The sequence below is a fragment of the Mycetohabitans rhizoxinica HKI 454 genome (assembly GCF_000198775.1).
In the GTDB taxonomy this organism is placed as follows: domain Bacteria; phylum Pseudomonadota; class Gammaproteobacteria; order Burkholderiales; family Burkholderiaceae; genus Mycetohabitans; species Mycetohabitans rhizoxinica.
The window spans coordinates 113,932-138,438 of the sequence record NC_014722.1 but is presented as its reverse complement, the minus strand read 5'-3'; the positions used below and the strand labels follow the sequence as shown (position 1 = coordinate 138,438).

The following is a 24,507-nucleotide window of genomic DNA, read 5'->3' as shown; positions in this document are numbered from 1 at the left end:
GGACGCCTCCCCGCTACGAACACCCGACCGATTAGATCTTCTTTGCTTTTTCGAAGGCTTCGTCGATCGTACCCACCATGTAGAACGCCTGCTCCGGCAGATGATCGCACTCGCCATCGACGATCATCTTGAAGCCGCGGATCGTTTCCTTCAATGGCACGTACTTGCCGGGCGCGCCCGTGAACACTTCTGCCACGTGGAACGGCTGCGACAGGAAGCGCTGGATCTTACGCGCACGGGCCACCGTGAGCTTATCTTCCGGCGACAGTTCGTCCATTCCGAGAATCGCGATGATGTCGCGCAGTTCCTTGAAGCGTTGCAGCGTCTGCTGCACGCTACGCGTGATCGTGTAGTGCTCCTCGCCAATCACGTTCGGGTCGATCTGGCGCGACGTCGAGTCGAGCGGGTCAACCGCCGGATAGATACCGAGCGACGCGATGTCACGCGAGAGCACGACGGTGGCGTCCAAGTGGCCGAACGTGGTCGCCGGCGACGGATCGGTCAAGTCATCCGCCGGAACGTATACGGCCTGCACCGATGTGATCGAGCCGGTCTTCGTCGACGTGATGCGCTCCTGCAGCTTGCCCATTTCCTCGGCGAGCGTCGGCTGGTAGCCCACCGCGGACGGCATCCGGCCCAGCAGCGCCGACACTTCCGTACCCGCCAGCGTGAACCGGTAGATGTTGTCGACGAAGAACAGCACGTCACGGCCTTCGTCACGGAAGTGCTCGGCCATCGTCAGGCCCGTCAACGCCACGCGCAGGCGGTTGCCCGGCGGCTCGTTCATCTGGCCGTACACCAGCGCGACCTTGTCCAGGACGTTCGAGTCCTTCATTTCATGATAGAAGTCGTTCCCTTCGCGGGTCCGCTCACCGACACCGGCGAACACGGAGTAACCGCCGTGCTCCTTCGCGATGTTGTTGATTAACTCCATCATGTTCACGGTCTTGCCCACGCCGGCGCCACCGAACAGACCCACCTTCCCGCCCTTTGCGAACGGGCAAATCAGGTCGATCACCTTGATGCCCGTTTCAAGCAGCTCCGTCGATGGCGACAGTTCGTCGAACGCCGGGGCCTTTTGGTGGATCGAGCGCGTGTTCTCGTGCGAGATCGGGCCCGCTTCATCGATCGGCCGGCCGAGCACGTCCATGATCCGGCCGAGCGTCGGCGTGCCGACCGGCACGGTGATCGGGTTGCCCGTGTTCTTCACCGTCAACCCACGGCGCAAGCCTTCGGACGATCCCAAACAGATCGTGCGCACGACGCCATCGCCGAGTTGCTGCTGGACTTCGAGCGTCAGATCGCTGCCTTCCAGAATCAGTGCGTCGTAGATCTTCGGCATTTGCTCGCGCGGGAACTCCACGTCGATAACGGCGCCGATGCACTGTACGATCTTGCCTTCTACCAAAGCAGTAGTACTCATCGCATTTCCTTTAGATACTTGATTCTTTCCCCGCGCGCGGCGCGTGGTTCCGGGCTTCGTCCAGGCGTGGCTCAGACCGCCGCCGCACCGCCGACGATCTCCGACAGTTCCTTCGTGATCGCTGCCTGCCGGCTCTTGTTGTAGACGAGCTGCAGGTCGTTGATCACCGTCTTCGCGTTATCGGATGCCGCCTTCATCGCCACCATCCGCGCCGATTGCTCGGATGCCATGTTCTCGGCCACGGCTTGGTACACCAGCGCTTCCACATAACGCACCAGCAGGTCATCGACCACCGCCTGCGCATCGGGCTCGTAGATGTAGTCCCATGACGACTTCGGCGTTGGGGCTTCATCCGCGCGCTTCTCGAAACGTTCGTCGGTCAACGGCAGCAGTTGCTCGATCACCGGCTCCTGCTTCATCGTATTGACGAAACGTGTGTAAGCCAGGTACACCGCCGACAACTCGCCTTGCGAATACCGGTCAAGCTGGACCTTGATCGCGCCGATCAACTTCTCCAGGTGCGGGGTATCACCCAGATGCGTGACCTGCGACACGACCTTGCCGCCGAAGCGGTTCAAAAAGGTGAGGCCCTTGCCACCGATTGCAGTTGACTCAGTCTTGATGCCCTGTGCGTCGAGGTCCTTGAACTTCTGCACCAGCGCACGCAGCACGTTCGTATTCATGCCGCCGCACAAGCCCTTGTCGGTGGTCACCACGATGACACCCGCCGTCTTCGCGCCGACGTTCTTCACCATGAACGGGTGACGATACTCCGGATTCGCCCCGCTCATATGCGCGGCAATATCGCGAACTTTGTCGGCGTACGGACGAGCCGTGCGCATGCGCTCCTGCGCGCGTCGCATCTTCGACGCGGCCACCATTTCCATCGCCTTGGTGATCTTGCGCGTGTTCTGCACGCTCTTGATCTTGCCGCGGATTTCCTTCATGCCAGCCATTGCTTACTCCTTGTCCGAAGCGGCGCAGCCCGTCGTGACGTTGCACGATGTAGGCCGCATTCTGTCCGCATTCCCGAGATCAGTAAGCGCCGGACTTTTTGAAGTCCTTGATCGCCGCATGCAACGCGGCTTCATCGTCCTTCGCTAAGTCCTTGTTGTCTTCGATACGCTTGATCAGCGCGGCATGGCTGGTCTTCAGGAACTCGCCCAGGCCCTTTTCGAACGGTAGCACGTGCTTCACTTCCAGGTCGTCCAGGTAGCCGTTGTTCGCGGCAAACAGCGCAACCGCCAACTCCCAAACCTGTAGCGGCTGATACTGCGGCTGCTTGAGCAGTTCCGTCACGCGACGGCCACGCTCGAGTTGCTTACGGGTCGCTTCGTCTAGGTCCGATGCAAACTGTGCGAACGCCGCAAGCTCGCGGTACTGCGCCAAGTCAGTACGGATGCCGCCGGACAGCTTCTTGATCACCTTCGTCTGCGCCGCGCCACCGACCCGCGACACCGAGATACCGGCGTTGATCGCGGGGCGAATACCGGCGTTGAACAAATCGGTTTCCAAGAAGATCTGGCCATCGGTAATCGAGATGACGTTGGTCGGCACGAACGCAGTTACGTCACCGGCCTGCGTTTCAATCACCGGCAGCGCGGTCAGCGAACCGCTCTTGCCCTTCACTTCGCCGTTCGTGAACTTTTCGACATATTCCTCGGACACGCGGGCCGCCCGCTCGAGCAGACGCGAGTGCAGATAGAACACGTCGCCGGGATACGCCTCGCGGCCTGGCGGACGACGCAGCAGCAGCGAGATCTGGCGGTACGCCCACGCTTGCTTGGTCAAGTCGTCATAGATGATCAGCGCGTCCTGACCGCGATCGCGGAAGTATTCGCCCATCGTGCAGCCGGCGTACGGCGCGATGAATTGCATCGCGGCGGAATCGGATGCCGACGCAGCCACGACGATCGTGTAGTCCATCGCGCCATGCTCTTCGAGCTTGCGCACGACATTCATGATCGACGACGCTTTCTGGCCGATCGCGACGTAGATACACGTCAGGTTCTTGCCCTTCTGGTTGATGATCGCGTCGACGGCCACGGCGGTCTTGCCGGTCTGGCGGTCGCCGATGATCAGCTACGCGCTGGCCACGGCCGATCGGCACCATCGAATCGATCGACTTCAAGCCGGTCTGCACCGGCTCGGACACCGACTTGCGCCAGATCACGCCCGGCGCAATTTTTTCGATCGCATCGGTGGTCTTCGCGTTGATCGGACCCTTGCCGTCGATCGGGTTGCCCAACGCGTCGACGACGCGGCCGATCAACTCCGGGCCGACCGGCACCTCGAGGATGCGGCCCGTCGTCTTAACCGTGTCGCCTTCGGAAATGTGCTCGAATTCACCGAGAATCACCGCGCCGACCGAGTCGCGCTCCAGGTTCAGCGCCAAGCCGAACGTGTTGCCCGGAAACTCCAGCATTTCGCCTTGCATCACGTCCGACAGGCCGTGGATGCGGACGATACCGTCGGTCACGGAGACCACAGTTCCCTGATTGCGAACGTCAGCGTCGGCCTCCAGTCCCTGGATCCGGCTCTTGATCAGCTCGCTGATTTCAGAGGGGTTGAGTTGCATAATCGCTCCTGATGTTCAATTCTGTTGCGCGTCGCGTTAGCGTGACGCTGGCGGACCGCAATTCGGTTATGCGGTCAACGCCGTTTGCATCGCCGCGAGCCGCGCGCGGACCGAGGTATCGAGCACTTCGTCGCCAACCGTCACCCGCACGCCGCCGATCAGTGCAGGCTCAAGCTTCACCGTCGGCTTTAGCTTGCGCTGAAATTTGCGCTCGAGCACCGCGACTAGATCGGCAAGCGACTGCCCATCCAGCGCAAACGCACTCTCGATGGTCACGTCGGCCGCACCTTCCTGTGCATTCTTCAATGCATCGAACTGGGCAGCGATTTCGGGCAGCAACGGAACCCGGTGGTTCTCCACCAGCATCTGCACAAAGTTCTTCGCGGCAGGCGAGTCCTTTACCGGCGACTTCAGCGCGGCAAGCAGCAGGTCGACGACCTGCTGGCGGCCCACCTTCGGGCTCGATACAATCGACAGCACCTCGGGAAGACGCGCAACCTGCGCCAACTCCTGCACCAGTGCGGACCAGGCGGCCAGATCGGCGGCACGATCGGTGGACGCTACGCCAAACAGCGCCTCGGCGTACGGACGGGCGATGGTTGCTAGTTCGGCCATGATCAGAGCTCGGCTTTCAGTTGGTTCAGCAGCTCGACGTGCGCGTTCTGGTCAATTTCGCGCTTCAAGATCTGCTCAGCACCCTTGACGGCCAAGGCGGCGACATCGCCGCGCAATGCGTCGCGGACCTTGACCACTTGTTGCTCGGCTTCGGCCTTCGCTTGCGCGATGATCCGCGCCGCTTCAGCCTGTGCGTTGCGCTTGATCTCGTCGGCCATGAGCTGCGCGCGCTTTTCCGCCTCCGCGACGCGCTGCTGCCCTTCATTGCGCGCGTTCGCCAATTCCTGATCGATCCGCTTGTGGGCCGCCTCGAGTTCCGTCTTGCCCTTGTCGGCGGCGGCCAGCCCATCGGCGATCTTCTTCGCACGTTCGTCGAGCGCGCTGATCAGCGGTGGCCACACGAACTTCATCGTGAACCACGCGAGGATCAGGAACACGACCATTTGCGCAATCAAAGTTGCGTTCAGATTCACGGTGTTTCCTTAACGATAGCTTTGCCGGAATTGAAAGCGGGCGCGTTCGCAGGACCTAGCGAAGCTCGCGCCCGTTTCTTCAATACGCCGCGCATCATGCGGCGCGTGGTAACCGAAAACCTTAGCCAGCGAGCTTCGACAGCAGTGGGTTCGCAAACGCAAACAGCATGGCCACACCGACGCCGATCAGGAACGCCGCATCGATCAGACCTGCAAGCAGAAACATTTTGGTCTGCAGCGGGTTCATCAATTCCGGCTGGCGCGCGCATGCTTCGATGTACTTGCCGCCCATCAACGCGATACCGAGGCAGGCACCGATCGCACCCAGGCCGATAATAATGCCGATACCGATGGCGGTCAGACCCTGGATGTTGGCGATGAAAGCTTGCATGATCACTCCTTTTTAAAAGACTCGAAACTAAAAATTTAAACTTGGTGAGCTGGAAACGCTTTAGTGAGCGTCATGTGCCTGGCCGAGGTAAACCAGCGTCAGCATCATGAAAATGAAGGCTTGCAACAGCACAATCAGGATGTGGAAGATCGCCCAGATGCTGCCGGCGAGCACGTGACCGACAAAGCCGAGCACCGTGGTGTCCGCACCAAAGCTCCAGATGCTACCTAGCAGCGCGATCAACAGGAACAGCAGTTCGCCTGCGTACATGTTCCCAAACAACCGCATGCCGAGCGAAACGGTCTTCGCGAGAAACTCGATGAGGTTGAGCAACAAGTTCGGTAACCAAAGAAACGGGTTCGAGCCGAATGGTGCCGACACCAGCTCGCGTACAAAGCCGCCGGGTCCCTTGATCTTCACGTTGTAATACAGCATCAGCACGAGCACGCCGAGCGCGATACCCAACGTGCCGTTCAAGTCGGCGGTCGGCACGAGCCGATGATGTGAAATCGTGTTCGACAGGCCGATCCATTCGATGATGCGGCCCGGCAGGTCAACTGGAATGAAGTCCAGCGAGTTCATCAACGCAACCCAGATGAACACGGTCAGTGCCAGCGGGGCGATAAAGCGGCGATTGCCATGGACGATTGCCTTGGACTGGTCCTCGACCATCTCGACCAACATTTCAATCGCGCATTGGAACCGGCCCGGAACCCCTGGCGTTGCGGCACGTGCAGCAATCGCCAGTATCACGATCGTGACGAGCCCCATCGCGATCGACCAGAACAGCGTGTCGAGATTGATGATCGAGAAGTCGACGATCGAAGTCTGGTGCTTCGTCGCGAAATTCTGTAAGTGGTGCTGGATATACTCGGACGGATCCAGATGCGTTCCTGCGCTAGCGGCCATGACGTGTCAATCCAATAAATCGAAAACTTGCTTCGTCGGGTACCGCACCGCTCAGCGCCATGCCAGCGCGAGCCAGTACGTTTTCAGCGCAATGAGGTAGGTGACAAGCAGCGCGAGCCAGTGGACGTTCCGATACAGCATCGCGGTCACAACAAACATCGCGACCGTCGACGCGATCTTGACCGCCTCGCCCAGCACCCAGGCAAGAATGCTCTCGGTGCTGCCCTTCCTCCTCAGGCGTGCCGCGAACAACGCACTCGGCACCCAGCATATCGCCCCGCCCAACACCGCGGACAGCGCAGCATGACCCGGCGACTTTGAAAACAGCCACCACGCGAGCGCCGCTGCCAGGGATACAACCATTTGCGCTGTCACGACCTTCGTCGGCGTGACGCGCGATGGACGGCTCACCTGCGGCCCGAACATTCGTTCGGCTTCGCCCCGGGTGAGCGGAACGATGTCGTTATCTTCCAGCTCGTCGTCCCGATCGTTGTGCGCAGTGGCAAGCCGGTTTGATGGCTTGCAAGGCGATGGCGCCGAACCCGACGCAACGGCCGGATCACGCTCGTTTTCCGGTACGCCGGTTGTCATCACACATCCTCTGCAGCCCCACCACGCTTACACGCGCCTTTCGGGGTAGGCAAGCTGATAAATCCGGGCGATTGTAAGCGATTGTTGCAGCGTATTCAAGGCTTTATTGCCGCCGGCACCCGTGCGTCCGGCCCGGCGTGCGCAATGTACGGTGTTGCTTTGCCTTAGCGTTTTCCTTACTACACGCTGACGCGGGGCATGCGTCATGGTGCACGCCTGCGCTACAACAACATCCTCCCCAGCAACAACGCAAGCACGTAAAACGGCAACGAAATCACGTGAAAGTACCACCAGCTGCCATGCGAGCCGACCAGGCGCATCGCAATGAGGTTCGCTAGCGAACCGATTGCGATGCCAAAGCCGCCGACGCTGACGCCGAATGCGAGCGCGCGCCAATCTTGCGAGTACTCGGCGAGTATGATCGCCGCCGGCACATTGCTAATGAGCTGCGACACCAGTGCGCCGGCAAGGTAGGCCGGCCCCGGCCGCGTGAGATCGGCGTCCGCCAGCAGTCGGTGCACGATCGGCAGCAACGCGGCACTGCGCAGCACGATAAACATCAGCACGAAGATCAGCAGCAACAGCCAGTCGATGCGCATCACGATGTCGCGCCGCCACGCTCCTAAGCCCAGTGCCACCAACGCAAGGCCGATTCCGGCATGATGTGCGTCGGCCAGCGCCACGAAGCCGGCGAACGAGGCCGCGGCGGCGCAGAACAACGGCCGGTCAAGCGTGCCTGGCAATGGATCGCGTGACAGGTCCAATGGCCGCGCGCGGCATGTCACTAGCGTCAACGCCACCAGCACGGCCATCAGCGCGGCGCACAACGGCGCAAGCGCAACGATGAACGCGACGAACGACTCGCCGCTGCGCTGCCACAGAAACAGGTTCTGCGGGCTGCCGAACGGAGTCAGGATGGAGCCGGCATTGACCGCCAAAGCCACGAGGACCACCAGGCGGCCGACGGGCAGCGGCACGAGCGCATGCAGCGACAGCATCAGGGGAACGATCACAAATAACGCAACGTCATTGGTGAGCAGCGTCGACAAGCCAGCGGCGAGCAGCACGAGCAACACCGCAAGGCCACGCTCACTGCGAATGCGACGCACCAGGCGATGCGACGCCCATGTCAGAAATCCTGAATATTCGACGGCTTTGGTCAGCATTAGCAGACCGGCCAACGTCATCACGGTTTGCCAATCGACCCGGGCCGGCATGGTGCGCCAGGGCTGCGGGTGAACACACTGCAATAGCGCGAACGCCGTGACCAGCGTCGCCAGTATGGGCTCCTTAGCAAGCCCGTGGCACACTACCACGATGACGCGACGAAGCCGGCGATATGTGTCGCCCACGCCGCGTGGCATAGCGACGGACTGCGCAGAGCCGGCGCCCTGCTTGCATTGCACGCGGCGCGACGGCGCTTCGTGACGCGACATCACGCAGTCGCGTCGCGACGCAGGCGTGCCAGGATGCCATCCAATGCATCGAGGCTACCAAAGTCGATTGTCAGCTGCCCACGACCACGCCGACCCATCTTAATCCTGACCGTGGCCGCAACCAGGTCGGACACCTCCTCCTCGAGCCGCATAATGTCACGACTGCGCTCCTGGCTCGCTCGTTTGGCCGATGGCGGGATCTGCTTGGCGGTGGCCGCAACCAGCTTCTCCGTTTCACGGACCGACAATCGGCGGTTGACCACCTGGTTCGCCAACGTAATTTGGGTCGCCCCATCCACGGCCAACAGTGCCCGGGCATGTCCCATGTCGAGATCGCCCGCCAACAGCATGGTCTGAACCGGCTGCGCCAGATTGAGCAGTCGCAGCAGGTTCGACACCGCGCTACGCGAGCGTCCGAGCGATTCGGCCGCTTGCTCGTGCGTGAACTTAAATTCGTCGAGCAGCCGCTGGATGCCCTGCGCCTCCTCGAGCGGATTGAGATCCTCGCGCTGGATATTCTCGATCAGCGCCATCGCGGCCGCCGCTTCGTCCGCGACCTGCTTGACTAGCACCGGCACCTCGTCGAGGCCGGCGAGCCGTGCCGCGCGAAAGCGTCGCTCCCCGGCAATAATCTCGTAGCGCTGCGCTGCCACCGGTCGCACCAGAATCGGCTGCATCAGCCCCTGCGCGCGGATGCTCGCAGCGAGCTCCTGTAATGCGCCTTCGTCCATCCGCGTGCGCGGCTGATATTTGCCGGGTTGCAGCCGGTCCAGCGGCAGCACGCTCGGCGAGCCCTGCTGCTTGACGGCCTCGGTAATGTCGGCACTGCCCCCGAGCAGTGCATCTAGGCCCCGACCTAATCCCTTCTTCTTGACTGCTGCGTTCATCATCATCCCTCGCGACGCGGCTTCGCCGCGACACCTGTTTCACCCGACCTGTGCCTGCGCAAACAGGCCTTAAAGCGCACGCACGCGCTCGATCATTTCCGCACCAAATTGCAGGTATGCCTGGGCACCCCGTGACGCACCATCGAATACGATACCCGGCATCCCATAGCTGGGCGCCTCGGCCAACCGGACATTGCGCGGAATCACTGCATTGAATACCTTGTCGCCGAAATGCTGCTTCAATTGGTCTGATACCTGCTGTTGCAGCGTGATTCGTGGATCGAACATGACCCGCAGCAGGCCGATCACGGTCAGCTCGCGATTCAAGTTTGCGTGAATTTGCTTGATGGTATTGACCAGATCGGACAATCCCTCGAGTGCGAAGTACTCGCACTGCATCGGGATGATCACACCATGCGCCGCGCATAAGCCATTTAAGGTCAATAACGATAGCGCCGGCGGACAGTCAATCAGCACAAAGTCGTAAGCATCGGCGACCTTGGCCAGCGCGTCCTTGAGTCGTCGCTCGCGTTGCGGCGCGCTCACAAGCTCGACCTCGGCCCCCGCGAGCTCACGATTTGCCGGTAACACGTCGTATCCCGACGTCGGCGCGCGGGTGCAGGCATCGGCGATTGCCACGCCGTCGACCAATACCTCATAGACAGTGTTAGCGCAATTGGCTTTGTCCACGCCACTGCCCATCGTCGCGTTGCCTTGTGGATCGAGATCGATCAGCAACACGCGCTGTCCCTGCATCACCAGGCTCGCGGCGAGGTTAACCGACGTCGTGGTCTTGCCAACTCCGCCCTTCTGGTTCGCGATACAAAAGATCTTGGCCACGGCTTGCTGGCCTGCGGGGCTTGTCGCGTTCACCACGCGCGACTCGGCCAGGGTGTTGTCAGCATCGCTCATTCAGGCTCCACAGCTATTTCAACAAGATGACGCTCAGCATTGAGCGACGGAACAGTCAGACGAATGACCTGGCGCACCGTCGCACCAGTCGGCAACCGGGCGATCTCCTCATCCGGACGCACGCCCTTCATGGCCCATAACGCGCCGCCTGGCCTGACCAAATGCCGAGCGAGCGTAACAAAATCGGCCAATTCCGCGAACGCGCGCGATACGATTGCATCGAATCGAACCGGCACGTCAATCTCAGCGCGCAACGCCTGCACGCGACCAGTCACGATAGACAGGTTCGACAAGCGCAAGCATCCCTTGGCTTGCTGCTGGAATGCGGTTTTCTTGTGCACGATATCGTTGGTCACTACGTCGCAAGACGGCATAGCGAGCGCGATCACGATCCCTGGCAGACCACCACCCGAACCGACATCAAGCAACGACGCTGGCGAACGGGACGCGATATATGGCACGATCGCCAGCGAATCGAGCAGATGCTGGATCACCATTTGACGCGGCTCGCGGATCGCCGTCAGGTTGTAGACCGCATTCCATTTCGTCAGCAAGCCAACATAGTCCAACAATCCGCCGATCTGTTCCTCCGACAGCGGAACGCCCAACTCAGTGGCACCACCACGCAACAATAGTTCAAGCTCGGGCCGTTGCGCCGCAAAATTTTCTGGCGCGCGTCGAGTTGCCCCACTCCCGGTACGGATCATTGCGCGGTAGCCCGAGTGGAGGAAGCGCCCGTTGTGGCATCGACGGCTTCTGGTTCAGTGAGAGGGGTATCCGCCGCCACTGCGCTTTTTTTCAGTGTCGAACGACCCAGGCCTTTCTTCAGATGAACCATCAACAGCGAAATGGCCGCGGGTGTCACACCGGAAATCCGCGAGGCTTGGCCGATGGTTTCAGGACGATGATGATTCAGCTTTTGGCAGACCTCAAACGACAACCCGCGGACCTGCACGTAATCCAAGTCTGCCGGCAACCGGGTATTCTCATGCGCTTCGTTCCGCTCGATTTCGCCTGCTTGTCTCTCGATATAGCCTTGATACTTGATCCCGATCTCGATCTGGTACTTGACTTGCTCAAATAGCCCCGGATCGTCGACCAATACGTCGGGCGGTGCATAACGGCTAGCCTGCAGTGCCATCAAGCCTTCATAGCTCACTCCAGGACGGCGCAACAAATCCGCTAGGCTGTATTCATGGTCGATCGGCTTGCCCAGCAACGCAACCGCGTCCTCCGCCGGCAACGTCTTAGGATTGACCCATATCGACTTCAAACGGGCTGTTTCACGTGAAACAGCTTCGCGTTTACGCGAGAATGCCTCCCAGCGCACGTCATCGACGACACCCAATTCCCGGCCGATTTCCGTCAGCCGCATGTCGGCATTGTCTTCGCGCAGGCTTAACCGGTATTCAGCCCGGCTGGTGAACATCCGGTAAGGCTCAGATACGCCTCGCGTCACAAGATCGTCAACGAGCACACCCAAGTACGCCTGGTCGCGACGGGGCACCCATGCATCGCGCTGCTGCACAAAGCGCCCCGCATTGATGCCCGCCAGTAGCCCCTGAGCGGCGGCTTCTTCATACCCAGTCGTTCCGTTGATTTGTCCGGCAAAGAACAATCCTGCGATCGCCTTCGTCTCCAGCGATGCCTTCAGCGCCCGTGGATCAAAATAATCATATTCGATTGCATAGCCCGGCCGTAGGATATGGGCATGCTCGAGACCTTTCATCGAGCGAATCAGGTTCAGTTGCACGTCGAACGGCAAGCTGGTCGAGACACCATTCGGATAGAACTCGTTTGTCGTCAGCCCTTCCGGCTCCAAAAAGATCTGATGGGATTCCTTAGTGGCGAATCGATGAATCTTGTCCTCAATCGACGGGCAGTAGCGTGGACCTACGCCTTCGATCACGCCGGTGTACATCGGTGAGCGATCCAGGCCACTACGGATGATCTCGTGCGTCCGCGCGTTCGTATGGGTGATCCAGCAAGACACTTGCCGCGGGTGCTGGTCCGCGCAACCCAGGAATGAGAATACTGGAATTGGATCCAGATCACCTGGTTGCTCTTCCAGCTTCAAGAAATCGATAGATCGGCCATCGATCCGAGGTGGTGTGCCGGTCTTCAATCGTCCCTGTGGCAGCTTCAGTTCTCTCAGACGCGCTGATAACGACACCGCGGCCGGATCGCCGGCGCGACCGCCTGTATAGTTGTTCAGGCCCACATGAATTTTGCCGTCCAGGAACGTGCCTGCGGTCAAGACAACTGCACGGGACCGGAAGCGAATGCCGACCTGCGTAACAGCGCCTGCTACACGGTCGCCTTCGATGATCAGGTCGTCAACGGATTGTTGGAACAACCACAGGTTCGATTGGTTTTCCAGACGGCGTCGAATCGCCGCCTTGTACAAGATACGGTCAGCCTGCGCGCGCGTCGCTCGAACGGCAGGGCCTTTGGACGAATTGAGAATACGAAATTGGATTCCGGCTTCATCGGTGGCAACCGCCATTGCCCCACCCAAAGCATCGACCTCCTTGACCAGATGTCCTTTACCAATGCCCCCAATCGACGGGTTGCAACTCATCTGGCCAAGCGTCTCGATGTTATGTGTCAGCAGCAACGTCTTCGCGCCCATCCGGGCGGAAGCAAGCGCGGCTTCGGTGCCGGCATGTCCGCCGCCAACCACGATGACATCAAATTCGGTGGGGTAAAGCATGATGATGACGCGCCGAGCAACCGTGCGCGCCCCTGTAAAAGAGATAAGGGAATCTACGAATTATAGCGGTTCAGCTACATTGATGAATTGATCCGCACGATTTATGCACGAAAAAAGCGTCGTGTTTCACGTGAAACAACCGCAGGATCATCGCCGCGCCGACCCTAGCCGCGAGGCCGGCCGCAAGGAGACGCTGCGCCGCGGCTTTTTTGGTAAGGCTTAGGTATGTCTTGATCATGTGCAGATGTCTCAAACACGCGCGGATTCAATGCAAATGATGCTGCGATATACGCCGATCGTTCCACGCAAATGCACACCGCTCGCGACATTCTCGAGCACTGTCATGATCATACATTTCATTTACTGAAATGTACGACCGATGCCTCGCTTGACGGTATTGTGCGAACCGAGCCGATCGATGCACTGCCCACGACAGCGTGATCTCACCGCGCGTAGGTTGCAGCACGCCGGTCACAAGGTGAAATGTCGTCGATTTGCCGGTGCCATTAGGGCCGATCAACCCAAAGACCTCCCCCGCCTTCCATCCAAACGACACGCCGTTGACCGCGACCAGCCTGCCAAACTCCTGACGCGCATGATTGACCGACAATAGCAGTTCGCTGGCCGTCGGCTTTACATGTTACGGCAGCGGCGGCTGGGCCGACTGCGGCACACCGAACACAATGGCCTCGAAGTTGCCATTCTCGCCGAGCAACTTGGACGACAGCGACTGCAGCCCGTCCCGCAGCACCAGTCAGGATCGCCGCGCCAAGCACAGCGCCCCATACATGCGTAATGCCGCTAACAACGGCCATGAACCGGCACTCGACCCCATGGTCCAGACCAAAGGGCGTTGGATTGATTGACGGCACGCTACAAATGCACGTACAGGAAGCCCGAAATCGAGGCCAGCACCGCTGCATACACGAAAATCACGATCTTCATCCATGTCATGTTTACGCCCATCGCTTCAGCCATCGTCACGCCGCAGCACAACGCGCGGATGGCACGTTCGGGCTAGGCTATTTAGCAAGTTTTACACCGACACGACCGTGGCCAGCACCACCATCCAGATTAGGTAGTCGATGCTGCGGCTACTATCCGGTATCCAACCGAATCACTCGAGCGCCGGCATGCCGTTGATCCCGTCGTACTTGCCCAGCCATTCCATACTGCTGAACAGAAAGAAAAGCGAAATACCTCAGGCTATCGTGTCCAGCGGCAGGCAGTGCCCAGACAGCCGCATCATGATGGCGCCAATCGCCAGTGCGGCGAGCGCTGCGATGACGACGCCGACCACTAGGCCGAACCATGGCAAGATCCATAGCGAGTGGCTAGGAACGCGGTCGCATAGGCGCCCAGCCCAACAAAGGCGGCTTGACTAAAGCTAGTCATGCCGCCTACGCCGGTCAACAGCACGAGCCCAATTGCGACAATGACATACAGACCGATATAGTGGAGTAAATAATCCAATATTCGGGCAACCGGCCACATCGGGCAGCCGTTGATCGTAATCGACTATTTATTTAATTCCTTCATATTATTTCAGAAAAACCACGCGTCGTTTCCTCGATACTCAGCAGGCGAATGAGCATGTCGAGCATGCATTGCATTATCCGTCGATGACGCAGATAAGACAGCGAATCGGCGCGTGCCTTTAAATCGGATAGATATCACACTCTCCTCCATTTCGTGATTCCCATACGCTCGCTGCGCCAATACCGATCGTGCATCCGGCACACGCCACTGTCACACCGCGTGACGCCGCCACCTAAATCAGGCTGAAATACAATCGGCGACAACGCAATTGTCTGATAAACGTCAATTGACGGCGCAAATAAAAAGCGCTGTTGGATACTTATCCAACAGCGCTTTCTTTTTCGGGCGCTTTGCGCCACTTGTCTCCTCGTTCTCCACCTGTAAATTCGGTGCGTTGAACGGTTTGAAGATTAAACAATCACCTGCTCAGCAACAACTAGCATTTACCCTAGTGGTGCATGATGCTCGAAATGGGTGCTTCCCATTACATTGCCATGATGCGCCACACCGCTGTTTCAACCGCAACGCCCGAGGCGCCGCGCAGGCGACGATCTCACGCACTACGCCGCGCCATTTCCGTGCGACGGTGCTGCCGCTTGCCGTGTTGCACGGCAAGCGGTTTTCCCGTCACGGCTTGCAGCGCAGCGGCTCGTTCATGATGGGCGGTTCTAGCCAGGCGCCCCTGCCTTAAGCCGCCGCGCCAGCTCCACCGCCACCCAGTTCAGCCGCGCGGGCTTCTCAAAGGGTTTCACATCGTATTGCTGGATCACCCGCGCCACGTCATCCTCGTTCGCCTCGCCCGTCACGAGCTTGCCGGTCAGCAGCAAAATGGGCGCGTCGCCGTAGCGCGACTGCCGGATCGACTGGATGGTCTGTTCGGCCGTGCCACTCTCCAGTAGCCAGTCAACAATGAATCCGTCGAACACGTTCTCGCGAAGCGCCGCGCGAAACGTCGCCTCCGTGTTGTACGGCTGGGCAACATAGCCATGGGAATGAAAATACGAGCACATCTCGGCAGTCAAGAGCGGATCGTCATCGAGTATCGCTATGACCGGGCTCACCTCAGGCGCGCTTCGAGCGCGTATCAGAATCTGCTCGACCACGAAATAGTCGCCCCCCGGCGCCGCCTCAACCGGAAACACCTTCCATCGATTGCCGTCCTTGAGCGCAACAAACTCCAACCCCGACACATCATGCGCCCGCTCTCCAATATCGGCTAGGCAACGATAGGTAGCATCGCCAATATAAAACACCGCTTCTTGCATCTTCGCGGCTATTGCGCTAACCGGCTCGCTTGAGTCGAGGCCATCGAGCAGCATCGCCGCAGACTCGCCATACGCTTGCGCCACCGCCTTGACCTGCGCAATGGTCCACGGATTGGCCCCCTTCATTTTCCGGTGCGCTTGCGAATAGCTCAGCCCGAGAATGCGCTGAATCTCCGCCGCATGCTGACGTTTGCCAACACCATGCCGGTTCAGCAAATCATGAATTCGCATGGCAATCGCCAGCGACTCTTCTGAAATCTTGTCTTCGCTTGAAAACATGTAATGTCTGGTTCGTCTGCTCGCCCCCAACCGGATGCCCAGATCCGCCGAGAGCCGGTTCACCAGCACGCAGCTTGGCGTGCCCGTCCCCGCAATGATGTAGTCCTACTCGCCGACGTCGCCACGAGCCGGCGATTGCTGCTGCGCTGCGGCTGGTTGAACAACAACGGCATAATGACACGATGATACGCTAAGCTGCATGAGCAGCCGCGCGGCAGGCGCCGTTCGGCCATTTACCGCACCCATCGTCGTGGAGAGATCAATGGCACGCAACATCGAGATCAAGGCCCGGGTTCCGAACATCGACGCGCTGCGCGAGCGCGCGGCGGCGCTCGCTAGCGGCGACGCCCCCCTGGTGTACCGCCAGCAGGATCACTTCTACGATGTGCCGCGTGGCAGACTGAAACTACGGCAGTTCGAGGATGGCACGCCAGCCGAGTTAATCTTCTACCAGCGCGATGACCGCGATGGCCCAAAGGTGTCGTTCTACCAGCGCTGTCCGGTCGCGAATCCGCACGCCACGCATGCGCTACTGGCTGCGGCACTGGGCACGCGCGGCATCGTCACGAAGGAGCGCACCGTCTACCTGGCCGGCCGCACCCGGATCCACCTGGATCGCGTCGACGGCCTGGGTGATTTTGTCGAGCTTGAAGTCGTGCTCGCGCAGGATGACGAGGAAGCGATCGGTGAGGCGGAAGCACTCGATATCTTCAGCAAGCTGGGTGTCTCCGACACAGACCTCGTGCCGCATGCCTATGTTGATCTACTGCAGGAACAAGTGACGACATGATCCAGAAACTCAGCACCGACGAGCGCGCAAAGCTCGGCTCGACATTGCCCGCGTGGCAGCCGGTCAGCGGCCGCGACGCGATTCGGCGCCAGTTGCAGTTCGCCGACTTCAACGCGGCGTTCGGCTTCATGACCCGTGTGGCGATTAAGGCACAGGAAATGAACCATCACCCGGAATGGTCCAATGTCTACAATCGGGTCGAAATTACGCTGGCCACGCATGAAGCAGGCGGCATCACCCCACGCGACATCGAACTGGCCAGGTTCATCGATTCAATCGCCGACGCGTCATGCTGTTGAAAGCTCGCGCGGGCCCTGCCTTTCATGAATGTTAGCGCCCGTTCAGCCGTATGTAAGCCTGCCACGCATCGCGTGCCGCGGGCTCTAGCGCGTCCTCCGGAATGGCGTGCTGACGCGTTACAATCAAAAGCGCATAAGGTTTCGATAGCGCGCTCGCCTCGTTGCCCAGGCGCAATTCATCGCCGGTGGACGGCGAGCGAGCACGCCAGTAGTTGATTGCAGCTTCTAGTTCGTGAATCGAGATATTGGACATCACGGGCCCTTGTGCAAAACGTGGGGCGTTGTCGCCCCGGCAGGCGGTCCAACCCATTGTACTTGAGCGACTTCCATGCGACTTCTCCTGATCGAAGATGACCGCCCCATCGCACGGGGTATCCAGAGTAGCCTAGAGCAGGCGGGCTTCACGGTGGACATGGTCCACGACGGCATTTTTGCGGAACAGGCCTTGACGCAGAACCGGCATGAACTCGTGATCCTCGACCTCGGTTTGCCGGGCATCGACGGCATGACGTTGCTGGCGCGATTCAGGCAGGCGAATCGCCATACGCCGGTCATCGTGCTGACTGCCCGCGACGAATTGAACGATCGCGTGCAGGGCTTGAACAGCGGCGCCGACGACTACATGATCAAACCGTTCGAGCCGGCCGAACTCGAGGCCCGGATCCGTGCAATTATGCGCCGCAGCGGATCGCATGGCGACATGCCGCGCCCGGAAGTGAGCCTTGGCGGACTGCGGCTATCCGGCGTCGATCGGCGCATCTTCAACGATGACAAGCCGCTCGAGTTGTCGCCGCGCGAGTTCGCGGTACTCGAGATGCTGCTGTTGCGTCACGGGCGCGTGGTCAGCAAGGCGCAGTTGCAGGATCATCTGACGCACTTCGGCGGTGACCTCGGCGACACGGCGATCGAGGTCTATGTGCACCGCGTACGCAAGAAGCTCGAGCATTGCCGCGTTGAAATCGTGACCGTGCGCGGCTTCGGCTACCTGCTTCAGGAAATCCGCCAAAACTCGTGACCCCTGCCAAGAGTCTGCGTCGCTCGCTGCTGCGCAAGCTGGCGGCGCCATTGTCGATGCTGGCGTTGATGAGCGGACTCATCGCGTACTGGCTCGCGTGGGAATACACCGAGCGGGTCGTTGACCGCTCGATGGTCGATCTGGCCAGCGCCATTGGACGGCAGGTCGAGCTGTCCGGACCGGACGCGCCGCGGACCGTGCCACCGCTCACGCATGCGATGTTTTCCGATCCGGCACAGCAGTTGATCTACCGTGTGAGCCGCGGCAACCAGCTGATCGCCGGCGACCCGGCATTGCCGCTGCACGGCACGCGGGTGCGCCACATGCGCTACGCGTACGTGTTCGATGCCCGCTATGGCGACAGCCTGGTGCGGGTGGCCCAAGTCCGGGTCGAACAGGTGAACGGCGATGCAATCATCATCGAGGTGGGCCAGCACGTCACACACGGCTACCAGATCGCCGCTGAATTCCTTGTCGCGATCATGATGCCGCTGCTGATTTTGCTATTCGCCGGCTGGGCAATCGTATGGCGCGTGGTCAACCAGCAGTTGAATCCGCTCACTGACCTGGCTGACTCGCTGAACCGCCAGACGCACCGATCGCTGGAGCCCGTAGACGAAACGCATGTGCCACTGGAAATCCGCCCGTTGACCCGTGCACTGAACGCACTACTCGATCGGTTGAAGGCGGCACTGGACGCACAGCGCAAGTTCATTGCCGATGCCGCGCACCAACTGCGCACGCCGTTGACCGCAGTCAAGCTGCATGCCGAACAGGCCAGCGTGGCCAAGGACAACACGACGTTGCGGCTTGCGCTACACGAGCTGCGCACCTCAGCGGACCGCGCAGTGCGCCTATCTAACCAATTGTTGTCGTTGGCCCGTGCGGAACCGGAGGAGCAAAACGCGCGATTCGTCGACATCGACCTGACCGAGCTTGCGTTCGACACTGGCGCGGAATGGGTGCCCCGGGCGCTGGCCGCGCAGCTGGATCTAGGCTTTCACTCCGATCCGCCACCGGATGGCAAACCGCTGATCGTGCGAGGCAATCCGGTGCTGCTACGCGAAGTCATCGGCAACTTAATTGATAACGCGCTTAAATATGTCCCACCGACGCGGCCCAGCGGCGGCGGCACCGTCACGGTCACGGTCACGGTCGGCCGTGTCGATGCCCTGTGCCACGATGCCGGATTGGCTGACGATCGCGCGAGCGCGGCCGTCGAACCCACCGACCTGCGCGGCTGGGCGGAAGTGGTTGTCGAGGATAACGGCCCCGGTGTGCCGAAGGCGCTGCATGCCGACCTGTTCAAGCGCTTTTTCCGCGGCGACGCACAGACCGGCAGCGAAGGGCCGACGGGCGCGGGCCTTGGGCTGGCCATCGTACGAGACATCATCGCGCTGCACGGTGGCTCGGTGCACTATGAAGATGCGCCAGACGGCGGAGCGCGATTCATCGTGCGCCTGCCGCTGCCTTCGTCGCACAAGCCTGGACACGATAACGCGCTGCTAGAGCCAGCCCACTGAGCCCCGGCGCGGCCTACGAATGTAACCTGGCCCGCCGTCGCGGGCGGGCCGCGTTCAGCGCTTTTTCTTCGCCGAGGCCGAATCGCCGCGCTGGCGACTGCCGTTACGCGGCTTCGCGTCGCCGCTGGCGGCACGCGGCTTCTTACCGCTGCCGGGCACCGGCGATGAGGATGCGAGCATCGTGCCACGGCACTTCTTTGCGCCGCACCGGCACTCATATTCCTTTTTCAGCTTCTTTGTCAGCCGCGCGTCGATGACCAGCCCATAGTCGTAGAACAACTCCTCATCCGGCTCGATCGTGCGGATTGCATGGATGAATACGCGCCCGTCGATCTCCTGCGCTTCGCAGTTCGGCGCACACGAATGATTGATCCAGCGCGCACTGTTGCCGTCGACCTTGCCATCGATCACTGTGCCGTCATCCAACGCGAAATAAAATGTGTGGTTTGGCTGCTCAGGATCGTGCGGATGACGACGCAGCGCTTCCTTCCAGGAAATGCGCTCTCCTTTATATTCGATCAGCTGCTCGCCCGGCGCAATCTTGCTGGTCGCGAACACGCCTTTGCCATGTACTCCAGAGCGGCGCACGGCGATCCTGCGTGAACTCATCGAATCGTCCCTTCCCGAAGAATCAACTGTGAAACTGCGCATCGTACACGTACACCATTGCGCTGTTCAACGCGGGCACGCATCGAATGCATCGAGGATCGCACCAACGAGCCGTGCTGCGCATGTCCCACAGTCCGAGGTCTGCCGGCGTGATGCGGCCGGCCGGTTCCACCACGCTCGCCTCGCCGATGCCTAGCATGCCGGCCCTGGACAACGCCAGTTAGCCCATGGATCGTGTGCCAGTCCGTAGCCCGGCCCTGCGACGCTGAATACTGGCACATCGACAAGATGACGATCCGGTTCGCAAGCATCACATCGCGCAGTCGGAACGGAGAAAAGAGGACGTTCATCGCGGCACGATTCCAGGTAGTGGCACACTGTGCATGAGCATAGTATAGGGGCAGGCCGCGCGCCGGCTGCAACGCGCCGCGCGCCCGGCCCTCGCCATGCCTGGCGCCAGACGCTGCGGCCACGACATGGCGGTGCCCGCCCTCAGGCGGCTTGCGAGAAGATCTTCCAGGTTCTCTTTTGTGTGGGTACGTCAGCTTCTTCGAAGACCGAACAATCGAGCCGCAGATCGGTGTCGCCCATTGACAGATCGAGCAACTCGCACCGGTGCGGTGTCTTCTTCGGAGTTTTGCTCGGCCCAAAATGAGTACATGAGACACACATCCGATGACGCGGAATATGGTCCTTCTCCTGCATCTGCCAGATCATCTTCAACAACGAGCGATAGAAGTGCGATTGCTCCTCCGGGCGCAGCACACCGAGCGCATGCCCGATGAAGTCGGGCCATTGCAATGCCTTCTTGGCAGCCGTCTTGCCACGCGCACTCAGACGCACCGCGAGCGCCCGCCCATCGTCCAGCGCGCGGCGCTTCTCGACCAAGCCCTTACTCTCTAGGGTACTGACCGCATCGCTGGTGGTGGCCGGTGTCAATGCCGTCTCACGCGCGATCTCGCCCAGACGCATCGGTCCCTTACGCTGCATCAGCAACACCAGGATTTCTCCCTGGGTTGGCGTCAGACCCCGCGCCTTCTGCCCAGCCCCAAGCCTGGCTGCGCATTGCCGTACTCAGCCGCAGCAACCCATGGGTAATTCGACCGGTTACCCTATCGCCGTAGACCCCTTCGCTCATAGTCGTGTTTTGCAATCCATCCAAGATAAATATAAAGACGGGAACTTGCAGCGATACACTGCGGCTCCCGCCGTCCGGTTCACTGCCGGCGCAGCGCTGCCGTGCGCCAGGACGCCGACAATAAAATTTCGTACCACGATGTTCCGATGGCCACGTTACCGGGTCGGCGTGTCCATTCTATGCGAGCCTGGATGATAGGTCATGTCGCGCGCGGACATAAACTGTGGATAATCCAGTGGAAAAACGGCGTTGATCACGGTGCATCGATTCTGCACAAGTGCCCGACGATAGTAGCAAGCCAACATTTGTTCATCGCGATCCACCGTGGCAACACCGTCATTCCTATTGTTATTATTTTCGTAACGCATTGATATAATGTTGTTTTTTGTGGTTTTCCACGCTGCGGGCACACCTTTGTTAACGACTATTACTGTTGTATACAACAATACTAATCATCCTGGTGAGGATGTCGAATCGAGTTGACTACAGTGTTAAGCGCGAACATTTCCAACGTTTACCAAGCTTTCCGGACGCCTACATATAATGGCGGACAACAATAAATCGCCGAGTTTCCGTGGGGCTATTCGTTATTCAGCAAGTCGATCCGGGCGTGACCACCACGCGCCATACAGCCGGGATTGCGAAACAATTGCCGACACAGCGATAACGGCAACGCAGCGATGTAAAGGTAACGCGGTGATGTGTCAGCCCCGCCAGCGCAACGTCTGCTGCCGCACCACTTCGGGCAGCGACTGTTCCTGCTCGAAGACGTTGCGCAGCCACGTTGCATCGTTTTCGCCGCCTCGCGCGATTCGCTCGATGTCAGTCAGCGCGTCGATCGAGCCCAGCGCGCGTGCATGCGGCTCTAGTGCGGCGAGCGTTGTCAGGATATCTTCACCGATCGTGCGCCGCTCACGGGTCTGTGGATTGACAAGCACACCGGAAAGTCCGAAACGGCATGCCTCAAAACGGTTGAACGTATAGACGAGATAGTCGTCCTCGGACAGCGTCAGCGGCCGATCGAGCAGTAAGTAACGCGCAAGCGCCTGGATATACGCCGCAATTGCTGCAGCCCGATCGATGGACAGCGGCGTATCCATCACGCGCACCTCAATGGTACCGTAGCCGGGCTTCGGCCGGATGTCCCAGTAGAAGTCCTTCATGCTGTTCACCACGCCGGTGCTGACCATTTTCGAGAAATACGTCTCGAAACCTTCCCAGGTCAGCTCGTACGGCGCGCGGCCCGAGAGTGGAAAGGCAAATACTGAATTGAGCCGCGCCGAATGAAATCCCGTGTCCACGCCCTGCACGTACGGCGATGAGGCCGACAACGCGATGAAATGTGGAATGTACCGCGACATTGAATGCAGTAGAAACAATGCACTGTCCGCGTCCGGGCAGCCGACGTGCACATGCTGGCCGAACACGGTGAATTGCTTGGCCAGATAACCGTACAGTTCCGATAGGTACTGGAACCGCGGCATGTCGAAGATCTGCCGCTCGTTCCATTGCTGGAAGGCATGCGTGCCGCCGCCGCATAGCCCGACATTGAGTTGATCGGCCGCAGAAACCAGCATGTCACGGATCACGCGAAGCTCGTCCAGCGCTTGTGCATGGGAGTGGCAAATGCCGGTCGACAGTTCGATCATGCTTTCAGTGATCTCGGGTGTGACCGCGCCCGGGGCCTTTTGGACCTTGATCAGCCGCATCAGGTCGGATGCGGCCTTGGTCAGGTCATAGTCGTGCGTATTGACGACCTGGATCTCCAACTCGACGCCGAACGTGAACGGTTCCGAATTAATGAAGGGTTCGAGTGCCATGATCAACGCCTCTGGATGCTTCGATTGTGCTTGTTGTCCACCTGGCCGCAGCCGTGAGTTGCAGCTGCGCCGATCGTCATTGACGCCGTTCGCCCGCGCGCGCCAGCCCCCAATACACGAGCAGTGGCGCAGTCAGTTGCAGCATGACAATCGAGCACATCAGCACGGCTCGAAACGCGGGGTCGAAGTCAGGATACAACGCATAGGTGTCGTCCATCAGCAAGTACGCGAGCGCGGACATCGGCGCAAGCGACACGCCCAGCGCAGTGCCTTGACGCAGGTCGATACCGCTGGGCTTGGCAAATGCCAGTACACCCACGAGCTTGGCGACAAAGCGCGCGACGATCAACACAAGCGCAGCCAATCCACCCATCGCGATCTGCGACCATTGGAAGCTGAGCAGCGTCAACACAAACAGGATCACGGTTAGCAGCCAGCCGGCGCTGCCGAAATGCTCGGGCCACAGTTGCGGGCGCTCATCCAGGTTCTTAAAGATGATCCCCGCCGCAAGCAAGGCCAAGACCGTGGACAGCTTGAACAAATGCGCGATGGCGATCGCCAGCAGCACCAGGCCAAAAACCGCAACAAACGAATGCTCGTCTTGCAAGCCGATGCGCCGGTACAGAAAATTACAACTGCGCGCGAGCCCATAGGCCAGCACCGACGAGCCGGCGATCAAGTAGATCGGCTGCACAATTGTGGCGAACGCGTTGCCGTAATACTCCTGGTGCAGCCAGCCGGACACGAGCTTCACCAAGACGACAGCGTACATACTGTTCAGTGCCGCGAGGGTCAGCAACCGCTGCGTGACCTGCCCCTGAGCGCGCAGTTCGGTCTTGAGCTGGATTACCATCGCAGGCGAAGTCGCGATCGCGATAGCCGCCAGCACGGTGGCCTCGACGACCGGCATCTTCAAGAACAGCAATGCGCCAAGCACCGTGATGAACGTCAACGCGCCCTCGGCCAGACTCGATACGATCAGCCATGGATTCTTGCGCAACCAGCGCAAGTCGACGCGGCTGCCGAGTTCGAACAGCAATAGCCCGAGTGCCACGTCCATCAACAAGCGAGTCGAAAAACCCAATGTCTCATCAATCGCATGTGCGCCGGTGCCCGAAGCCACCAGGCCGATGATCGCATAGCCGGTAATGCGCGGTAAGCGAAACGCCCGCCAACAGGCTTCGCCGCACAACCCGGCGACCAGCAAGATGAGTCCGGCGTAGAAAACCGCGTCGGGAACTAACGGCCAGCTCGGGAAAAAAGAAAACGCCGACTTCATCGTGATGCCTTCTCCTGTCAAGT

22 protein-coding genes and 4 pseudogenes are annotated in these 24,507 nt (G+C 60.0%); 5 read left to right on the top strand and 21 right to left on the bottom strand.

The window, feature by feature from the left end:
- Positions 1-31: 31 nt before the first annotated feature.
- The 14 genes and pseudogenes from atpD to RBRH_RS16855 form a co-directional block, all read right to left on the bottom strand.
- Positions 32-1,423, bottom strand: coding sequence for a F0F1 ATP synthase subunit beta (gene atpD, locus RBRH_RS00545; protein ID WP_013433911.1), 1,392 nt, complete (start codon positions 1,421-1,423; stop codon positions 32-34).
- Between the two features lie 71 nt (positions 1,424-1,494).
- The gene (gene atpG, locus RBRH_RS00540; protein WP_013433910.1) at positions 1,495-2,379 is read right to left on the bottom strand and encodes a F0F1 ATP synthase subunit gamma; all 885 of its coding nucleotides are present in this window, start codon (positions 2,377-2,379) and stop codon (positions 1,495-1,497) included.
- A 79-nt stretch (positions 2,380-2,458) separates the two neighbouring features.
- Positions 2,459-4,001: pseudogene (gene atpA / locus RBRH_RS00535) on the bottom strand (F0F1 ATP synthase subunit alpha).
- Between the two features lie 66 nt (positions 4,002-4,067).
- Positions 4,068-4,616, bottom strand: coding sequence for a F0F1 ATP synthase subunit delta (locus tag RBRH_RS00530; protein WP_013433908.1), 549 nt, complete (start codon positions 4,614-4,616; stop codon positions 4,068-4,070).
- A gap of 2 nt (positions 4,617-4,618) precedes the next feature.
- On the bottom strand, positions 4,619-5,089 hold the full coding sequence (locus tag RBRH_RS00525; protein WP_013433907.1) for a F0F1 ATP synthase subunit B: 471 nt from the start codon (positions 5,087-5,089) through the stop codon (positions 4,619-4,621).
- 121 nt (positions 5,090-5,210) lie between these two features.
- Positions 5,211-5,480, bottom strand: a complete 270-nt coding sequence (gene atpE / locus RBRH_RS00520; protein ID WP_041752938.1) for a F0F1 ATP synthase subunit C — start codon at positions 5,478-5,480, stop codon at positions 5,211-5,213.
- 60 nt (positions 5,481-5,540) lie between these two features.
- Positions 5,541-6,389, bottom strand: a complete 849-nt coding sequence (gene atpB, locus RBRH_RS00515; RefSeq protein WP_013433905.1) for a F0F1 ATP synthase subunit A — start codon at positions 6,387-6,389, stop codon at positions 5,541-5,543.
- Between the two features lie 51 nt (positions 6,390-6,440).
- Positions 6,441-6,980 (bottom strand): ATP synthase subunit I, encoded by a 540-nt coding sequence (locus tag RBRH_RS00510; protein ID WP_041752937.1) that lies wholly within the window; start codon positions 6,978-6,980, stop codon positions 6,441-6,443.
- A 221-nt stretch (positions 6,981-7,201) separates the two neighbouring features.
- Positions 7,202-8,344 (bottom strand): SLC13 family permease, encoded by a 1,143-nt coding sequence (locus RBRH_RS00505; protein ID WP_041753961.1) that lies wholly within the window; start codon positions 8,342-8,344, stop codon positions 7,202-7,204.
- A gap of 71 nt (positions 8,345-8,415) precedes the next feature.
- Entirely contained in the window at positions 8,416-9,303 is an 888-nt protein-coding gene (locus RBRH_RS00500; protein WP_041753960.1) for a ParB/RepB/Spo0J family partition protein, read from the bottom strand.
- A 69-nt stretch (positions 9,304-9,372) separates the two neighbouring features.
- Positions 9,373-10,143 (bottom strand): ParA family protein, encoded by a 771-nt coding sequence (locus RBRH_RS00495; protein ID WP_041753959.1) that lies wholly within the window; start codon positions 10,141-10,143, stop codon positions 9,373-9,375.
- A 68-nt stretch (positions 10,144-10,211) separates the two neighbouring features.
- A complete protein-coding gene (rsmG, locus tag RBRH_RS00490) occupies positions 10,212-10,922 on the bottom strand; it encodes a 16S rRNA (guanine(527)-N(7))-methyltransferase RsmG (RefSeq protein WP_013433900.1) in 711 nt (236 codons plus the stop codon).
- Positions 10,919-12,928: a tRNA uridine-5-carboxymethylaminomethyl(34) synthesis enzyme MnmG gene (gene mnmG / locus RBRH_RS00485; protein WP_013433899.1), complete on the bottom strand. Its 2,010-nt coding sequence runs from the start codon at positions 12,926-12,928 to the stop codon at positions 10,919-10,921. Before mnmG ends, rsmG begins: the two co-directional genes overlap by 4 nt.
- Before the next feature lie 273 nt (positions 12,929-13,201).
- A pseudogene (locus RBRH_RS16855) lies at positions 13,202-14,454 on the bottom strand (ABC transporter permease subunit); the annotation flags it as partial.
- Between the two features lie 281 nt (positions 14,455-14,735).
- Between RBRH_RS16855 and RBRH_RS18505 the strand changes: the two are divergent.
- Complete coding sequence (locus tag RBRH_RS18505; RefSeq protein ID WP_013433891.1) at positions 14,736-15,158, top strand: hypothetical protein; 423 nt, start codon at positions 14,736-14,738, stop codon at positions 15,156-15,158.
- Here the strand turns inward: RBRH_RS18505 and RBRH_RS00470 are convergent.
- Positions 15,136-16,011 (bottom strand): helix-turn-helix domain-containing protein, encoded by an 876-nt coding sequence (locus tag RBRH_RS00470; protein WP_041752935.1) that lies wholly within the window; start codon positions 16,009-16,011, stop codon positions 15,136-15,138. The two genes, RBRH_RS18505 and RBRH_RS00470, sit on opposite strands and share 23 nt — an antisense overlap.
- 262 nt (positions 16,012-16,273) lie before the next feature.
- Here RBRH_RS00470 and RBRH_RS00465 point away from each other — a divergent pair, with 262 nt between their 5' ends.
- Both RBRH_RS00465 and RBRH_RS00460 read left to right on the top strand, forming a co-directional pair.
- Positions 16,274-16,801, top strand: a complete 528-nt coding sequence (locus RBRH_RS00465) for a class IV adenylate cyclase (protein WP_013433888.1) — start codon at positions 16,274-16,276, stop codon at positions 16,799-16,801.
- On the top strand, positions 16,798-17,100 hold the full coding sequence (locus RBRH_RS00460; RefSeq protein WP_013433887.1) for a 4a-hydroxytetrahydrobiopterin dehydratase: 303 nt from the start codon (positions 16,798-16,800) through the stop codon (positions 17,098-17,100). The genes RBRH_RS00465 and RBRH_RS00460 overlap by 4 nt, the downstream gene beginning before the upstream one ends.
- 31 nt (positions 17,101-17,131) lie before the next feature.
- On the opposite strand, the gene RBRH_RS00455 is transcribed toward RBRH_RS00460, so the two are convergent.
- Entirely contained in the window at positions 17,132-17,353 is a 222-nt protein-coding gene (locus RBRH_RS00455; protein WP_041752933.1) for a DUF3717 domain-containing protein, read from the bottom strand.
- A 75-nt stretch (positions 17,354-17,428) separates the two neighbouring features.
- On the opposite strand from RBRH_RS00455, the gene RBRH_RS00450 reads away from it, so the two are divergent.
- Both RBRH_RS00450 and RBRH_RS00445 read left to right on the top strand, forming a co-directional pair.
- A complete protein-coding gene (locus RBRH_RS00450) occupies positions 17,429-18,115 on the top strand; it encodes a response regulator (protein ID WP_013433885.1) in 687 nt (228 codons plus the stop codon).
- Positions 18,116-18,171: 56 nt separating this feature from the next.
- On the top strand, positions 18,172-19,638 hold the full coding sequence (locus RBRH_RS00445) for a sensor histidine kinase (protein ID WP_083813488.1): 1,467 nt from the start codon (positions 18,172-18,174) through the stop codon (positions 19,636-19,638).
- A 54-nt stretch (positions 19,639-19,692) separates the two neighbouring features.
- Here RBRH_RS00445 and RBRH_RS00440 read toward each other — a convergent pair whose 3' ends face one another.
- From RBRH_RS00440 to RBRH_RS00420, 5 genes and pseudogenes are all read right to left on the bottom strand, one after another.
- Complete coding sequence (locus RBRH_RS00440; RefSeq protein ID WP_041752931.1) at positions 19,693-20,247, bottom strand: SET domain-containing protein; 555 nt, start codon at positions 20,245-20,247, stop codon at positions 19,693-19,695.
- A 124-nt stretch (positions 20,248-20,371) separates the two neighbouring features.
- Positions 20,372-20,597 (bottom strand): annotated as a pseudogene (locus tag RBRH_RS19975) (oxidoreductase); the annotation flags it as partial.
- Between the two features lie 142 nt (positions 20,598-20,739).
- Positions 20,740-21,385: pseudogene (locus RBRH_RS00435) on the bottom strand (MarR family winged helix-turn-helix transcriptional regulator).
- A gap of 704 nt (positions 21,386-22,089) precedes the next feature.
- Positions 22,090-23,205 carry a YbdK family carboxylate-amine ligase gene (locus RBRH_RS00425; RefSeq protein WP_041752929.1) on the bottom strand — a complete coding sequence of 372 codons (1,116 nt, stop codon included), beginning with the start codon at positions 23,203-23,205 and terminating at the stop codon, positions 22,090-22,092.
- 76 nt (positions 23,206-23,281) lie between these two features.
- Positions 23,282-24,484, bottom strand: a complete 1,203-nt coding sequence (locus RBRH_RS00420; RefSeq protein ID WP_041752927.1) for a cation:proton antiporter — start codon at positions 24,482-24,484, stop codon at positions 23,282-23,284.
- Positions 24,485-24,507: the final 23 nt, after the last annotated feature.

Bases quoted from the DNA above. Each gene is read 5' to 3' on its own strand.
- rsmG (WP_013433900.1), bottom strand. From the start codon at position 10,922: ATGATCCGTACCGGGAGTGGGGCAACTCGACGCGCGCCAGAAAATTTT.
- RBRH_RS00450 (WP_013433885.1), top strand. From the start codon at position 17,429: ATGCGACTTCTCCTGATCGAAGATGACCGCCCCATCGCACGGGGTATC.
- mnmG (WP_013433899.1), bottom strand. From the start codon at position 12,928: ATGCTTTACCCCACCGAATTTGATGTCATCGTGGTTGGCGGCGGACAT.
- atpE (WP_041752938.1), bottom strand. From the start codon at position 5,480: ATGCAAGCTTTCATCGCCAACATCCAGGGTCTGACCGCCATCGGTATC.
- RBRH_RS00445 (WP_083813488.1), top strand. From the start codon at position 18,172: ATGCTGGCGTTGATGAGCGGACTCATCGCGTACTGGCTCGCGTGGGAA.
- atpG (WP_013433910.1), bottom strand. From the start codon at position 2,379: ATGGCTGGCATGAAGGAAATCCGCGGCAAGATCAAGAGCGTGCAGAAC.
- RBRH_RS00505 (WP_041753961.1), bottom strand. From the start codon at position 8,344: ATGCCACGCGGCGTGGGCGACACATATCGCCGGCTTCGTCGCGTCATC.
- RBRH_RS00460 (WP_013433887.1), top strand. From the start codon at position 16,798: ATGATCCAGAAACTCAGCACCGACGAGCGCGCAAAGCTCGGCTCGACA.
- RBRH_RS00420 (WP_041752927.1), bottom strand. From the start codon at position 24,484: ATGAAGTCGGCGTTTTCTTTTTTCCCGAGCTGGCCGTTAGTTCCCGAC.
- atpB (WP_013433905.1), bottom strand. From the start codon at position 6,389: ATGGCCGCTAGCGCAGGAACGCATCTGGATCCGTCCGAGTATATCCAG.
- RBRH_RS00500 (WP_041753960.1), bottom strand. From the start codon at position 9,303: ATGAACGCAGCAGTCAAGAAGAAGGGATTAGGTCGGGGCCTAGATGCA.
- RBRH_RS00510 (WP_041752937.1), bottom strand. From the start codon at position 6,980: ATGACAACCGGCGTACCGGAAAACGAGCGTGATCCGGCCGTTGCGTCG.
- RBRH_RS00440 (WP_041752931.1), bottom strand. From the start codon at position 20,247: ATGAGTTCACGCAGGATCGCCGTGCGCCGCTCTGGAGTACATGGCAAA.
- RBRH_RS00455 (WP_041752933.1), bottom strand. From the start codon at position 17,353: ATGTCCAATATCTCGATTCACGAACTAGAAGCTGCAATCAACTACTGG.
- RBRH_RS00425 (WP_041752929.1), bottom strand. From the start codon at position 23,205: ATGGCACTCGAACCCTTCATTAATTCGGAACCGTTCACGTTCGGCGTC.
- RBRH_RS00470 (WP_041752935.1), bottom strand. From the start codon at position 16,011: ATGTTTTCAAGCGAAGACAAGATTTCAGAAGAGTCGCTGGCGATTGCC.
- RBRH_RS00465 (WP_013433888.1), top strand. From the start codon at position 16,274: ATGGCACGCAACATCGAGATCAAGGCCCGGGTTCCGAACATCGACGCG.
- RBRH_RS00530 (WP_013433908.1), bottom strand. From the start codon at position 4,616: ATGGCCGAACTAGCAACCATCGCCCGTCCGTACGCCGAGGCGCTGTTT.
- atpD (WP_013433911.1), bottom strand. From the start codon at position 1,423: ATGAGTACTACTGCTTTGGTAGAAGGCAAGATCGTACAGTGCATCGGC.